The 13391-nt window shown below is 72.6% G+C and carries 13 protein-coding genes; 3 read left to right on the top strand and 10 right to left on the bottom strand.

What is annotated here, in order from left to right; genetic code table 11:
* Positions 1–18: 18 nt before the first annotated feature.
* From IE311_RS21360 to IE311_RS21350, 3 genes are read right to left on the bottom strand one after another with little or no spacing between them, the layout of a single operon-like run.
* Positions 19–813 (bottom strand): polysaccharide deacetylase family protein, encoded by a 795-nt coding sequence (locus IE311_RS21360; protein ID WP_189833365.1) that lies wholly within the window; start codon positions 811–813, stop codon positions 19–21.
* Positions 810–1865 (bottom strand): glycosyltransferase family 2 protein, encoded by a 1056-nt coding sequence (locus IE311_RS21355; RefSeq protein ID WP_189833364.1) that lies wholly within the window; start codon positions 1863–1865, stop codon positions 810–812. The genes IE311_RS21360 and IE311_RS21355 overlap by 4 nt, the downstream gene beginning before the upstream one ends.
* Positions 1862–2692 (bottom strand): glycosyltransferase family 2 protein, encoded by an 831-nt coding sequence (locus tag IE311_RS21350; protein WP_189833363.1) that lies wholly within the window; start codon positions 2690–2692, stop codon positions 1862–1864. The genes IE311_RS21355 and IE311_RS21350 overlap by 4 nt, the downstream gene beginning before the upstream one ends.
* Positions 2693–3328: 636 nt before the next feature.
* On the opposite strand from IE311_RS21350, the gene IE311_RS21345 reads away from it, so the two are divergent.
* Positions 3329–4135, top strand: a complete 807-nt coding sequence (locus IE311_RS21345; protein ID WP_189833362.1) for an SGNH/GDSL hydrolase family protein — start codon at positions 3329–3331, stop codon at positions 4133–4135.
* Here IE311_RS21345 and IE311_RS21340 read toward each other — a convergent pair.
* Complete coding sequence (locus tag IE311_RS21340; protein WP_189833361.1) at positions 4119–5174, bottom strand: protein kinase domain-containing protein; 1056 nt, start codon at positions 5172–5174, stop codon at positions 4119–4121. The two genes, IE311_RS21345 and IE311_RS21340, sit on opposite strands and share 17 nt — an antisense overlap.
* Before the next feature lie 312 nt (positions 5175–5486).
* Between IE311_RS21340 and IE311_RS21335 the strand changes: the two genes are divergently transcribed.
* A complete protein-coding gene (locus tag IE311_RS21335; protein ID WP_189833360.1) occupies positions 5487–5759 on the top strand; it encodes a hypothetical protein in 273 nt (90 codons plus the stop codon).
* Between the two features lie 144 nt (positions 5760–5903).
* On the opposite strand, the gene IE311_RS21330 is transcribed toward IE311_RS21335, so the two are convergent.
* The 3 genes from IE311_RS21330 to IE311_RS21320 form a co-directional block, all read right to left on the bottom strand.
* The gene (locus IE311_RS21330; protein WP_189833359.1) at positions 5904–7100 is read right to left on the bottom strand and encodes a CaiB/BaiF CoA transferase family protein; all 1197 of its coding nucleotides are present in this window, start codon (positions 7098–7100) and stop codon (positions 5904–5906) included.
* A gap of 95 nt (positions 7101–7195) precedes the next feature.
* Entirely contained in the window at positions 7196–8014 is an 819-nt protein-coding gene (locus IE311_RS21325; RefSeq protein ID WP_189833358.1) for an ABC transporter permease, read from the bottom strand.
* Positions 8011–8949 (bottom strand): ATP-binding cassette domain-containing protein, encoded by a 939-nt coding sequence (locus IE311_RS21320; protein WP_189833357.1) that lies wholly within the window; start codon positions 8947–8949, stop codon positions 8011–8013. Before IE311_RS21320 ends, IE311_RS21325 begins: the two co-directional genes overlap by 4 nt.
* Positions 8950–9012: 63 nt before the next feature.
* Between IE311_RS21320 and IE311_RS21315 the strand changes: the two genes are divergently transcribed.
* Entirely contained in the window at positions 9013–9750 is a 738-nt protein-coding gene (locus IE311_RS21315) for a TetR/AcrR family transcriptional regulator (protein WP_189833356.1), read from the top strand.
* Here IE311_RS21315 and IE311_RS21310 read toward each other — a convergent pair.
* The 3 genes from IE311_RS21310 to hmgA form a co-directional block, all read right to left on the bottom strand.
* On the bottom strand, positions 9737–10972 hold the full coding sequence (locus tag IE311_RS21310) for a type ISP restriction/modification enzyme (protein ID WP_189833355.1): 1236 nt from the start codon (positions 10970–10972) through the stop codon (positions 9737–9739). The genes IE311_RS21315 and IE311_RS21310 overlap by 14 nt on opposite strands.
* Before the next feature lie 157 nt (positions 10973–11129).
* Positions 11130–11879 carry a GntR family transcriptional regulator gene (locus tag IE311_RS21305; RefSeq protein ID WP_189833354.1) on the bottom strand — a complete coding sequence of 250 codons (750 nt, stop codon included), beginning with the start codon at positions 11877–11879 and terminating at the stop codon, positions 11130–11132.
* 41 nt (positions 11880–11920) lie between these two features.
* Positions 11921–13243 (bottom strand): homogentisate 1,2-dioxygenase, encoded by a 1323-nt coding sequence (hmgA, locus tag IE311_RS21300; RefSeq protein ID WP_189833353.1) that lies wholly within the window; start codon positions 13241–13243, stop codon positions 11921–11923.
* Positions 13244–13391 lie beyond the last annotated feature (148 nt).

Below are 13391 nucleotides of genomic sequence, written 5' to 3'. Positions count from 1 at the left end.
GCGCCCGGACCAGGGCGCTCAGATCCAGTGGCCCCGCATCGCGCCCCGGGCGCGCCGCGCGAGCGCGTACCCCTTCGTCATGGCCCGGTCCGCCGCGAAGTTCCGTGCGATCGCCCGGCCCTCCACGAGCCGGGTGAACTCCTCGACGCCGGTGGAGCGGCGCACGGTGACCCGCTCCAGGGCGTACGGTCCCTGGCGGCGCCTGGCCAGCGCGTTCCCGACGGCGAGCGCCTGGGCGAAGCCGGCCTCCCGGACGGTGTCGCGGACCCGTCGGCTGGAGTACCCGTACGGGTAGGCGAAGGAGTCCGGCGCGGTCCCGAGCTCCTCGCCGACGATCTCCCGGCAGCGCAGCGTCTCGAACCGCAGCCGCCGTTCGTCGAGCTGGTCGAGCTGCGGGTGGGTGTGGCTGTGCCCGCCGATCTCCGTCCCCGCGTCGGCGAGTTCGCGCACCTGGGCCCAGTCGAGCATCGTGTCGAGGGCGCCGCCCGTCTCGTGCCTGCCGCGCAGCCAGCCGGTGGAGACGAAGACGGTGCTCGCGAAGGAGTGCTTGGCGAGCACCGGCAGCGCGTACCGGTGCACGCCCTCGTACCCGTCGTCGAAGGTGACGAGGAGCGGCCGGTCGGGCAGCGGACCGCCGGAGCGCCAGGCGGCGGCGAGTCCGGCGGTGGTCAGCGGGGTGAACCCCCGCTCGGCGACCACCTCCATCTGCGCGGCGAACGCCTCGGGGGTGACGGAGAGCCCCAGGGTCGCGGGGGCCGGGTCCGGGTCCACGGCGTGGTACATGAGGATGGGTACGGCGGTGGTCCCGGTCATGAGGCCGCCCCTTCGGGAGCGCCGGCGCCGGCCGGGGTCGTCTCTCCGGCCCCGTCCCGCTCGATCGGTCCCCAGGAGAACGTCGTCCCGTTCCGCCGGGCCCGCAGTTGGCCCAGGGCGTAGCCGCCGGCCGCGACCGTCACCCCGGTCACGATCGCCCCGGCCCGGCCCGCGCCGCCGGCGCGGCCGAGGACCGCGTCGCGCAGCCCGCGCAGGACACCGGTGGGCAGCACCCGGGTGGTGTAGCGCCGTTCGGACTCCAGGCCCTTCTGCGCACCGACGCTCCGCGCGACGAGGGCCTTGGAGAGCCCCTCGGCGTACACCCGGGTGCGGAAGTAGCCGAAGCGCTCGCGGACGGCGGGCACCTTGTGGTGGATGACGGCCCGGTCGTCGATGAGCAGGATCGCCTCGGGCAGCGCCTTGGAGAGACGGATGCAGAGCTCGGTCTCCTCGCCGCCGAGGGGCCGCCGGTCGCCGTCCCGGCCGATGCCGGTGGCGAAGCCGCCCGCGGCGTCGAAGGCCGTACGGCGGAAGGAGGCGTTGCCGCCGAGGACGTTGCGCACCGGGACGCGGCCCGGGGGCAGGCCCCGGTAGGTACAGCCGACGACCCAGTCGAACTCCTCGGGGAACCAGGCCGGGCGGTGGCCGGAGGCCCAGGCGGGCAGGGTCCGGCCGCCGACGGCCATGACGCGCGGGTCGTCGTAGGCGGCGGCGAAGTGGTGGAGCCAGTCCCGCTCGGCGACGGCGTCGTCGTCGAGGAAGGCCACGAACTCGCCGCGGGCGGCGGCGATTCCGGTGTTGCGGCCGGCGGAGAGGCCGCGGGGGCCCGCGTTGGCGAGCACCCGCACCTCCTCGTGGAGCCGCTGTTCCGCGTACTCCTCGGTGAGCCGGGAGAGAAGCCGCTCGTTGTGGTCGACCACGAGCAGCGTCTCCCGCGGCGGCAGTGACTGCTTCCGTACGGAGTCGACGGCGGCGAGGATGTCCTCCCACCGCTCCTCCGTGTAGACGCAGATCACCACCGAGAAGCCGTGCGGGGACGTGCGGTCGTTCAAGACACCTCTCCCCGGGGCACGTTGACCGAGAACGCGGCGGGCCGGCGGCGGGCGGCCCTGCTGACGGACTTCTCCTTGAGGATGACCTTCAGGACGCGGATGCCGTCGCGCACGGCGTTGAGGTTGCTGACGCCGTGGATGCGGTTGTACTCGTGGCTCGGGACTTCCTGCACCTTGAGGCCGGCCTTGACGACCCTGATGTTGATGAGGGTCTCGATCTCGAATCCGGTGCAGTCGAGGGTGATCTTGTCGAGGCAGTGGCGCCAGAAGGCGTTGTAGCCGTAGCAGAGGTCGGTGTAGCGGGCGCCGAACTTGCGGTTGACGAGCGAGCAGAGGGCCCAGTTGCCCAGTCTGCGAATGGTCGTCATGTCGTCCGTGCCGCCGCCGTTGGCGAAACGGGATCCCTTGGCGAAGTCGGCGCCGCCGACGAGGGCGGAGACATAGGAGACGATCTCCTGGCCGTCGGCCGAGCCGTCCGCGTCGACCATGACGATGATGTCGCCGGTGCAGGCGGCGAAGCCGCTGATCAACGCGTCGCCCTTGCCCTTGCCGACCTGCTTGACGACCTTGACGTCGGGCCAGAGCTCACGGGCGACGTCCACCGTGTTGTCCGTGGAATTTCCGTCGACGAGGACGACTTCGTGAATCCATTCCGGCAGTGTCTTGAACACGTACGGAAGATTTTCGGCTTCGTTCATCGCGGGAATGACAACACTCACCGGCGGAGTGATCGCCAGATGCGAGGTGATGGCCCGGTACTGGGCGGCTATTCGACTCGGCTCGGATATTTCGTGGCCCGTGATGGATGGGCGCAGGAACGAGCTCATGGGTCTGATTTCCCTCTCGTCCGGTGGGCCGCCCACCCCTTGGGCGGTCCGATGGTGTGTCCGGTTCGAAAGGGGGGTTCTCGTCCCGCCCGCACAGAAACGATCTCCTTGCGGGATCGGCGAGTTGGCATGTCTGGCCGCGCGGTACCCGCGACTCGGCACGTTCGAACACCGAGCACGGCACCCCCCTACCGCGCCCCGCTCCGGGACCATCAGCGACGCTAGAGCCCTCCCCTGAGCCGCTTTGCGTGATGGACCGGTGCGGGTGAGATGTACGACGGTATTGATGAATGGGACTGTATGGCAAGTCCCTGATCTGTGGCCCGCTTTTCCGTAGTTTGGCGAAGCTTCGCCGGTCAGATGTGCAACCGTCCCGGTCGGATTCGCTCAATCCGTTTGCATGCAGGGAACAGTGATACAGGATCACGCTTCTGTTGGTTGTTGTGTGAATGTGTCGTGATCCCGATCGGTCATTCAGCGGGACCGGAACCTCCGCTTCCCTGCGTGGCCGGATTTCGACGGTCACCGGCGGAGGATCGAGGGGTGTTCATCCTCAGTTTTGACATGAACACTTCCGGTCGGCCGGATCCGATGCTACTACCTGGTAGCGCAGAGATCCTGCTACAGGGAGGTTCCATGAGACTGTCCCGATTCACCGCCCTTTCGTCCTCGTTGCTCCTCGGTGTCGTCCTCGCCCTCACCGGGGCGGGCGCCGCCCAGGCAGCCGAGACCGCCGCTCTCGACTATGTGGCGCTGGGGGACTCGTACTCCTCCGGTGTCGGCGCCGGGAGTTACGACAGCGCCAGCGGCGACTGCAAGCGCTCCACGAAGGCCTACCCGGTGCTGTGGAAGAACGCGAACGCCCCCTCCTCCTTCGCCTTCACCGCCTGCTCCGGCGCCCGAACGGGTGATGTGACCGCCAATCAGCTCGGTCCGCTCTCGGCCGCCACCGACCTGGTCTCCATCACGATCGGGGGAAATGACGCCGGATTCGCCGACGTCATGACCACCTGTGTGCTTCAGTCCGAGGCCACGTGCATCAGCCGCGTGAATCAGGCCAAGAGCTACGTGGACTCGACGCTCCCCGGCAAGCTCGACTCCGTCTACACGGCGATCAGGAACAAGGCACCCGCCGCCCGCGTGGTCGTCCTCGGCTACCCGCGCTTCTACCAGCTGGGCGGCGGCTGCATCGCCGGCCTCAGCGAGAACGAGCGCAGGGCCATCAACGGAGCCTCCGACTACCTCAACGCGGCCGTCGCCAAGCGCGCGGCCGACCACGGCTACGCCTTCGCCGGCGTCGTCCCGGCCTTCACCGGACACGAGATCTGCTCCGGCTCCGCCTGGCTGCACAGCGTCAACTGGCTCAACATCGGGGAGTCCTACCACCCGACCGCCGCCGGACAGTCGGGCGGCTACCTGCCCACCTTCAGGAACGCGGTCTGACCGGACCGCCACCCGCGCCGTCCGTGGCGCCGGGGCCGGCCGGAACGGTGCTCGTGACACCGCCCGGCCCGGGCCCGGCGCCTCGTTCGTCACCCCGGACCAGGTGGTACGTCAACGCTCCCGCGATCAGCAGTGCGCCGATCAGCCCGGCGAGGAGGACAAGGATCCGGCGCGGCGGCCTCGCCCGGCGCGGCCTCCGGCCCGAACCGGGCTCCACGGAACCGGCGTTGCCGCCCCCGCTTCCTCTCCGCCCGGCGGGGTCGCCCTCGGGGGAGACGGAGGTCCCGCCCCGCGGGGCCGCCCCCGGATCTCCCGCCGTGGCCCCCGTCGTCCGGGCGTCGCCCGTCGCCACCCGCCGCAACTCCCGCTCGGCCCCGTCCGCCGTCAGGGCGCGGTCCGGACGGTCCGTGTCCCCGAGGTCCTCGCGCAGCAGGTCCTCGACCACGGCGCGGAGCACCCCGGCCCATGCGTCCGACCGCGGCAGGGACGCCGACGGCGCCGAAGCCGCCGCGTCGAGCAGCGCCCCCACGGACCTCAGGTCCGCCTCCGGCCCCGGATCGTCTCCCGGGGCCGTACCGAAGCCGGTCACCACGATCCGCCCGTCGTTGGCGAGGAGGACGTGCCGCGGCTCCACGCCCCGGTGCGGGGCGCCCGCCTCCCGCGCCGCCCGGAGCGCGCCGAGCACCTCGGCGCCGACCCGGGCCGCCTCGCGCGGCGGCAGCGGTCCGGCCGCCTCCAGCGTCTCGGCGAGGCTGAGGCCCCGGACGAGCTCCGTCACGACCCAGGGCCGGCCGTCCTCGGTGGCCACCCCGAGGATCCGTACGGCGGAGGGGTGGGAGACGCGGGCGGCGGCGCGTGCCTCGCGCTCGCGCCGCGCGTACAGCAGGGGCACCTCGTCCGCCGGGAGTCCGGTCGGGGCCCGGAACTCCTTGAGGGCCACCTCGTGGCGGTTCGTCTCGTCGAGGGCACGCCAGACGGTGCCCGTCGCCCCCTCGGCGAGGACGTCCAGAAGCCGGTAACGACCCGCGATCACCGTCATGGATCCACGGTAGCCGAGGGCCGTCCTCCTGGCTCCGGTCCGTCGGCGGAGGGGTTCGAACGATCTTGGTGGTGGAGATCACACCGCCCCGGATACCCGGCCGCGGCGGTCCGGAGGGCAGGATGGTTCGTGACGGTTCGGCAGGTGTTCGAATCCTGTCCAACTCGCCCTGGAATCAGACGGATTCGGACGGTGACCGTCAACCCCCGTACGAGTGCCGTCCATCCCTTCGCCGGGATACACGGGTGTCACCGCGGGGCGATAGGGTTAACCTGCCCTGGGTCGGGTGCCCTTGTACGGGTGGGGAGTGACATGGAACAGATAGCAATGCGCAGCAGGCCGCGAGTGCCTGCCATCACCTGCGGGAGCAGCGCGACGAGTTCGCGGCTCGACCGTCATCTCGCGGTGCTCGGCGGACCCGCCGTGCCCCAGCGTGAGGCGGCCGAGGCGACGCTGCTGATGCGGGAGCTGACGGCACGTACGCCCGAGGTTCCGGTGCACGGTCACCGCAGCCGCAGTGCGCGGGTCTCGCTCTTCGCCCCGCTCCGCCGACTCCGCCGCTCGCTCTTCGGCACGCGCCACTAGCGCGCACCGGGCCGAGCGACCCCGAGGTTCCCGCCCGCTTCCGCCCGGTAGCCCGTACGACTCCGACTGCGACACCGCCGGACGTGTCCCCGCCCGTCCGGCGCTCAGTCGTACCCGGAGCAGCACCCGTGACCTGCGGTGATCTCAGGCGATCACCCCCGCCTCCCGCAGCTCCTTCACCTCGCCCTCCGGCACCCCGAGCTCGGCGAGCACCTCGTCCGTGTCCTGCCCGAGGGCCGGGATCCGGTCCATGCGCGGTTCCGGCGCGTCCGGGAAGACGATCGGCGGCAGCAGCGAACGCAGCGGCCCGACCGGGGAGCCCACCTCCCGCCAGCGGTCACGGGCCGTCAGCTGGGGATGGTCCGCGAGCTCCGCGACCGAGTTGAGCCGGGCGCACGCGATGCCCGCCGCGTCCAGCCGGGCCAGCGCCTCGGCCGTCGTCAGCGGAGCCAGCGCCTCCGCGACCACGGCGTCCGTCGCCGCGCGCCCGGCCACCCGGGCCGTGTTCGTCGCGAAGGCCGCATCCACGGCCAGCTCCGGGCGGCCGACGACCTGCTCGGCGAGCCGCCGCCACTCCCGGTCGTTCTGTACGGAGAGCAGCACCAGGCCCCCGTCGGCCGTCGGATAGGCGTCGTACGGTGCGATCACCGCGTGCGCGAGCCCCGTGCGCGCCGGGGCCGTGCCCCCATGCACCCCATGGTGCAGAGGGTGCCCCATCCACTCGGCCAGCGAATCGAACAGGGAGACCTCCACCGGCCCTCCCCGGCCGGTCGTCCCGCGCCGCACGAGCGCGGCGAGCACGCCCGAGAAGGCGTACATCCCGGCCGCGATGTCCGCGGCCGGGATCCCCGACTTGACCGGCCGGTCCGGTGTGCCGGTCACCGACACCAGACCCGCCTCGCACTGGACGAGCATGTCGTACGCCCGCTTGTGCGCGTACGGTCCCTCCGCGCCGTATCCCGAGACGTCCACCGCGATCAGCCGCGGGTGCGCGGCGCACAGTGCGGCGGCGTCGAGTCCGAGCCGGGCCGCCGCACCCTGGGCCAGGTTCTGCACGAAGACGTCCGCGCCGGCCACCATCCGCCGGACGAGGGCGAGGCCCCGGGGGTCCTTGAGGTCGACCGCCACGGACTCCTTGCCGCGGTTGCACCACACGAAGTGGGAGGCGAGGCCCCGGGCGGCCGTGTCGTACCCCCGGGCGAAGTCCCCGCCGTCGGGGCGCTCGATCTTGACGACGCGGGCGCCGAGGTCGGCGAGTTGCCGGGTGGCGAAGGGGGCGGCGACGGCCTGCTCGACGGCGACGACCGTGATTCCGTCGAGGGGGAGTGGCTGGGTGCTCATGGAAGCCCTGCCTACCCTGCGGGGCCGGTCTTGTCATCAGGGGCTACGTCACCCCGGTGTCCCGCGGGTCGTCGGCGCGGTGGCTCGCGGGGTCGTCAGCCCCGGGTGTAGCGGCGGACGGCGAGCGGGGCGAAGAGGACGATCAGGCCCAGCGACCAGAGCAGCGCCCCGGCGACCGGATGCGCCACCGGCCAGGCCGCGTCCGCCGGTACGGGCGCGTTGCCGAAGAGGAGCCGTACCGCCGTCGTGACCGCCGAGATGGGGTTCCACTCGGCGATCGTCCGCAGCCAGTCCGGCATGTTGTCGGTCGGGATGTACGCGTTGGACAGCAGCGGCAGCATGAACGTGGCGCTGCCGAGCTGCCCCGCCGCCTCCTCGCTCTTCGAGGCGAGGCCGAGCAGGATGCCCACCCAGGTTGTCGCGAAGCGGAAGAGCAGCAGCAGGCCGAAGGCGCCCAGGGCCTCCGCCGCCGTTCCCTCGATGCGCCAGCCCATGGCGAGCCCCACCAGGAGCAGCGGGATCGTGCCGACCGCGCTCGCCACCAGATCGGCGAGGGCCTGCCCGAGCGGGACGGCGGAACGGCTCACGGGCATGGTCCGGAAGCGGTCCATGACACCGCGGTGGGAGTCCTGGGCGGCCTGGAACATGCCGGTCATCAGGCCCCCGGCCGCCGTCGCGACGAGCAGGCCCGGCACGAGGTGGGAGCGGTACTCCGCGCCCGGCATGGCGAGCGCGCTGCCGAACACGTACCCGAAGAACAGCAGGAACACGATCGGCATCGTCTGGGTCATCACGGTGATCGCCGGCGCGTGCCGGATGCGCAGGAGGTGACGGCCGAGGACGGCCGTCCCGTCGTGGAGGAGAGCGCTGCTCACCGGGCGCGTTCCCTGCTCCTGGACGAGAGCGGTGCTCATGCGACGAGCTCCTTCCGGTCGGTGAGGCGCAGGAACACCTCGTCGAGGGTGGGCGGACGCAGCGACGCGTCGACGATCAGGACCCCGGCCGCGTCGATCTCGCGGACGATCCGGGGGAGGGTGAGCGTGGTGTCCGTGGTGACCGCGCCGACCGTGCGGCGATCGGTGTCCAGGACCGGGGCCGAGCCGGTCAGCCGGTCGAGTACGGCCGCGGCCGCTTCGAGGGTGGAGGGGGCGGCGACCACGACCTCGGCGTAGCTGCCGACGAGCGCCTTGAGTTCGGCCGGGGTGCCGCGCTCGGCGGCGCGTCCCTCGTCGACCAGGACGATGTCGTCGGCGAGCTGGTCGGCCTCCTCCAGATACTGCGTGGTCAGCAGCACCGTAGTGCCCTGGGACGCCAACCCCCGTACGGCGTCCCGGATCCCGTTGCGGCTGTGAGGGTCGAGCCCGGTCGTCGGTTCGTCGAGGAAGAGGACCCGCGGCGGTACGAGCAGGCTCGCCGCCAGGTCGAGCCGGCGCCGCATGCCGCCCGAGTAGGTGCGGGCGGGGCGTCCGGCGGCCGCGGTGAGGCCGAACTGCTCCAGGAGTTCGTCGGCGCGGGCGCGCGGGGCGCGCAGCAGCCGGGCGAACAGCCGCAGGTTCTCGGCGCCGGTGAGGTCGCCGTCCACGGAGGCGTACTGCCCGGTGACCGCGATCCGCTTCCGCACCCCCGCCGGATCGCGCACCACGTCGTGGCCGGCGACCCGCGCGCTCCCCGCGTCGGGTGTGACGAGGGTGGTGAGGACGCGGACGGCGGTGGTCTTGCCTGCGCCGTTGGGGCCGAGGATGCCGCAGACGGAGCCCTCGGGGACGGCGAGATCGAGTCCGCGGAGTGCGTGGACCTCGCCGTAACGCTTCTGCAGCCCCTCACTAAGTACAGCGTACGTAGTCGTCATGGCGCGACCATACCGCACTACGTACGGTGTACGTAACTACGATGGGAGGCGAGGTGATGATCCATGGCGGGCCGAGCGGCCGAACCGGAAGTGATCTGGGCGCGCCCCGAGCGCGCGGGACGGGGCCCGAAACCGGCGTACAGCCGGCGGGACATCGTCGACGCCGCCGTGCGCATCGCCGACGCGGACGGCATCGACGCGGTCTCCATGCGCCGCGTCGCCGCCGAACTCGGCTGCGGCACCATGTCGCTGTACAACTACGTCCCCCGCAAGGAGGACCTGTACGAGCTGATGGTCGACGCCGTCAGCGGCGAGTACGCGTTCCCCGAGGAGCCCAGCGGCGACTGGCGCGCCGACATGACCGTGATCGCCCACCAGAGCCGCGCGATCATGTACCGGCACCCCTGGCTCGCCCGGGTGATGACCACCGCCTACGCGTTCAGCCCCAACGCCCTGCGGTTCCTGGAGTGGTGCCTGGGCTGCCTCGTCCCCCTGGACGTGCCCCCGGGGCTGAAGATGCAGCTGATCGCCATGGTCAACGGCACCGTGATGGCGACCGTGGCCAACGAACAGGCCATCGCCGAGCGGGCCCGCGGACTGCCCTGGTCCGAGGCGGAGGAGCAGGCGGTGCGCGGCGCCTACCTCATGGGGCAGGTGGCGGGCGGACGGTACCCGCACCTGGCCGGGCTGCTCGCCGAGGCCCCCGCCGCGCCCGTCGACGCGGACGAGATCTTCGACATGACCATCGCCCGCCTCCTCGACTCCTTCGCGCCGCCGGAAGACCCCCTCACAGCAGCATGAACTGGCCCTCCGGGCCCTCCTCCTGATGATCGAGCACGGACGCCGGGCGGCGGGCCCGGGCCGGCGGTGGCAGCACACCCGCCGCCCGAAGCTCCGCCGTCCCGCCGGCCCCGGCCGCTCCCGCAGCCGCCTCCGCGGCGAACGCGGTCCGCTCCCGCTCCCGCGCCCCGAGCAGCGCGAGCACCGTGACCAGGTCGAGCAGCTCCGAGGTCCACTCCTGCGGCCAGGCCGCCGGGCCGATCGCGTCCAGCGAGCCGGGCTCCGCCGGAGCGGTCCGGTGCGCGAACCACTGCTCCAGGATCCGCGCCCCTCCGACGCCGAACTCCCACGCCTCCACCGGCACGGGCGAGACGCGTCCCTCGTCGAGGCACAGGGCCTCGTCCCCCGCGTCGTACGTCATCGTCCCCGGCCGTGCCGGGACCGCGGCCCGCACATAGGGGCGCCGCCCGCCCGGCAGCCGGGGCTTCGTCCCGCTCCACGCCCCTCGTACCTGTACGTCGACGAGCTCCCGGCCGAGCGCCACGCCCGCCGCCCAGACCTCCGGGTCCGCCGGGATCGGCACCCGGCACCCGGCGGGGGAGGGCCGGGCCGCCGCCGTCGTCCACGCGAGCCACTCCGGGGCGTCGACCTCGTGCCCGTACCGCTCCCCGAGGAAGCGCAGGAGCCCGGGGGCGAGATTGGGCTCATGGCCCCCGGGGCGCCGGAACAGCGGCCGGATGCGGCCCGGCCGGCCCGCGGGGGAGCGGCCCTCGGGCAGTGCGGCCGTCACCAGGAGGGCCGGGCCCTCCGCCCCCGGCACGTACCCCTGCTCGACGGCGAAGAGCTGCGGCTCCCCGGCGACCCGCCACAGTTCCGGGCGAGCGGTGTCGATCAGCCGGTGGTCGGGCAGCAGCCACTGCTCGTCGAACGGCCCGCACGCGACCCGAACCGGCTCCGGGCAGGGGCCCGGCTCACGGGCCCAGCGCGCGGTCCCGGTCCGCTGCCCCGGCAGCGCGGCCACCGCGCTCGCCGGGGTCCGCGCCCGGCTGGGCCGGAACAGGGTGTCCCTCTCGGCGCCCTCGGCGGCGGCCAGCCGGTCCCAGCGCGACCGGAGGGTCCGCGGGTCGGGCGCCACGATCCACGAGCGGCCGAAGCGCAGCGGCGCGACGGACCACGGCATGAGGTCGTCGAGGAGGGGCAGGTCGGCGTCGTTCGCTCCGGGGGCTTCCGTCACGCCCCGCATGCTAACGACCGCCGTCCGTGGGCTTCCACAGTCCGCGGGCCGTCGGCGTCCGCGGCCTTCCGGGGTCCGGGGGTGCCGGGAGTCCCCGGGAGGCCCCACCGGCGTCTTCCGGGGAGGTGCCGGGGAGGGAGGTGTCGGGGCGTCGCGGGAGGTTCCTCTACTGGGCCTCGACCGTGACCGTGAAGGAGAAGCGGTCGCCGCGGTAGCGGATGCGTGCCACGTCGACGACCCTTCCCTCCCGGTCGTAGGTCACGCCCGTGTAGTGGAGGATCGGCGACAGCAGCGGGACCTGGAGGAGTGCGGCCGTCTCCGGGTCGGCGAGACGGGCCTCGACCGTGTCCGTGATGCGGCTGATCCGCACCCCGACGACGTCCCTCAGCACCTTCGTCATCGGCCAGCGCTCCAGGTCGGCCGGGTCGATCGAGGCGGCGAGCTCGGGAAGCACCGCGTTCTCCGCCCAGTTGCTCGGCTCACCGCTCTCCCCGTCGCGGCGCAGCCTCCGGTACGCCACGACCTCCGTCGTGTCCGGGAAGTACTCGGCGAGCTCACCCGGCACCGGCTCGGTGCCGTGCCCGAGGACCGTCGTCCGCTCGCCCGACTGCTGGGCCACGATCGCGTCGATCGAGCCCAGCAGCCGGCGAGGGGTGGAACGCCGGGCGCCCGGCTCGATGAACGTGCCGCGCCGCCGGTGCCGGCTGATCAGCCCCTCCTCCTCGAGTTCCTTGAGGGCCTGGCGCATCGTGAGCACGCTCACGCCGTAGTGCGCCGCGAGCTGCTCCTCGGTGGGCAGCCGCAGCGAGGCGTCGGGCGCGCGGCCCAGTATCGAGGCGCGCAGCGACTGCGAGACCTGATACCAGAGCGGCAGCTTGCGGTTCAGGACCAGGGAGTCGGGAGCGAAGGCGGTCACGGGTTCTCCGTACGAACGGCTACGGGCTTACGGCCGAGACACTACGGCCGAAAGTGGCGCTCAAGACCCTGCCATACGTCGTCGTACCCACTCTGCAGATGGTCGGCGTCCGCGGCCTGCGGGGTCGCCGTCACCGGCCAGCGGGTCTCGAACATGAAGGCAAGGCCGTCGTCGATCTTCTGCGGCCTGAGCTCGGCGGCGCTGGCCTTGTCGAAGGTCTCCCGGTCGGGGCCGTGCGCGGACATCATGTTGTGCAGCGAGCCGCCGCCCGGGACGAAGCCTCCCTTGCCGGCGGTCTTCGCGTCGTACGCGCCCTCGATGAGGCCCATGTACTCGCTCATCACGTTGCGGTGGAAGTACGGCGGCCGGAAGGTGTCCTCGCCGACCAGCCAGCGCGGGGCGAAGACCACGAAGTCCACGCTCGCGAGCCCCGGGGTGTCGGAGGGCGAGGTGAGGACCGTGAAGATCGACGGGTCGGGGTGGTCGTAGGAGATCGTCCCGATGACATTGAACCGGTGCAGGTCGTAGACGTACGGGGTGTGGTTGCCGTGCCAGGCGACGACGTCCAGCGGGGAGTGGCCGTAGGTCGCCGACCAGAGGTTGCCGCAGTACTTGTTGACCACCTCGACCGGACCCTCGACGTCCTCGTAGGCGGCGACGGGGGCCCGGAAGTCGCGCGCGTTGGCGAGGCCGTTGGCGCCGATCGGGCCGAGGTCGGGGAGCTGGAACGGAGCCCCGTAGTTCTCGCAGACGTATCCGCGCGCGGTCTCGTCGAGGAGCTCCACGCGGAAGCGGACCCCGCGCGGGATCAGCGCGACCTCGCCGGGGTGCGCGGCGAGCAGTCCCAGCTCGGTACGGAGGAGGAGGCCGCCGCGCTCCGGGACGATCAGCAGCTCGCCGTCGGCGTCGCCGAAGACCCGCTCCATGGAGGCGTTGGCGTGGTAGAGGTGCACGGCCATACCGGCGCGCTGGGTCGCGTCGCCGTTGCCGCCGAGGGTCCACAGGCCGGCCAGCCAGTCGGTGCCGGGCGCCGGGTCGGGCAGCGGGTTCCAGCGCAGCCGGTTGGGGTCGGGCACGGTCTCGGTGAAGGGCGCGCCGCGCAGGGCGCCGTTGTCGATCCGGGTGAACGGCGGGTGCGCCGCCGAGGGGCGGATCCGGTAGAGCCAGGAGCGGCGGTTGTGGGCCCTCGGCTCGGTGAAGGCGCTGCCGCTGAGCTGCTCGGCGTAGAGGCCGAGGGCTGCGCGCTGCGGCGAGTTACGGCCGTGCGGCAGAGCGCCGGGGATCGCCTCCGAGCTGTGCTCGTTGCCGAAACCGGTGCTGTATTCGAGCGCCTCGGCCGTCTTCCTGGCCTGCTCCGTGGTCATCGCCCGCTCCTGTCCTGAGCCCACAAGGGAAGCCCACAAGGGAATCCTATGGATGACCGTAGGATTCCGCGCGCCTCCCGTCAACGGGGCAACGGTCCCCGGTGGCGGGGCGCCCGCGAACCGGGTGCTGCGCGAGGGGGTCAAAAAA

The sequence above is a fragment of the Streptomyces zaomyceticus genome (genome assembly GCF_014656215.1).
Lineage (GTDB): Bacteria > Actinomycetota > Actinomycetes > Streptomycetales > Streptomycetaceae > Streptomyces > Streptomyces zaomyceticus.
Note: the sequence above shows the minus strand (reverse complement) of the source record. Positions and strands in the feature narration are given on the sequence as shown.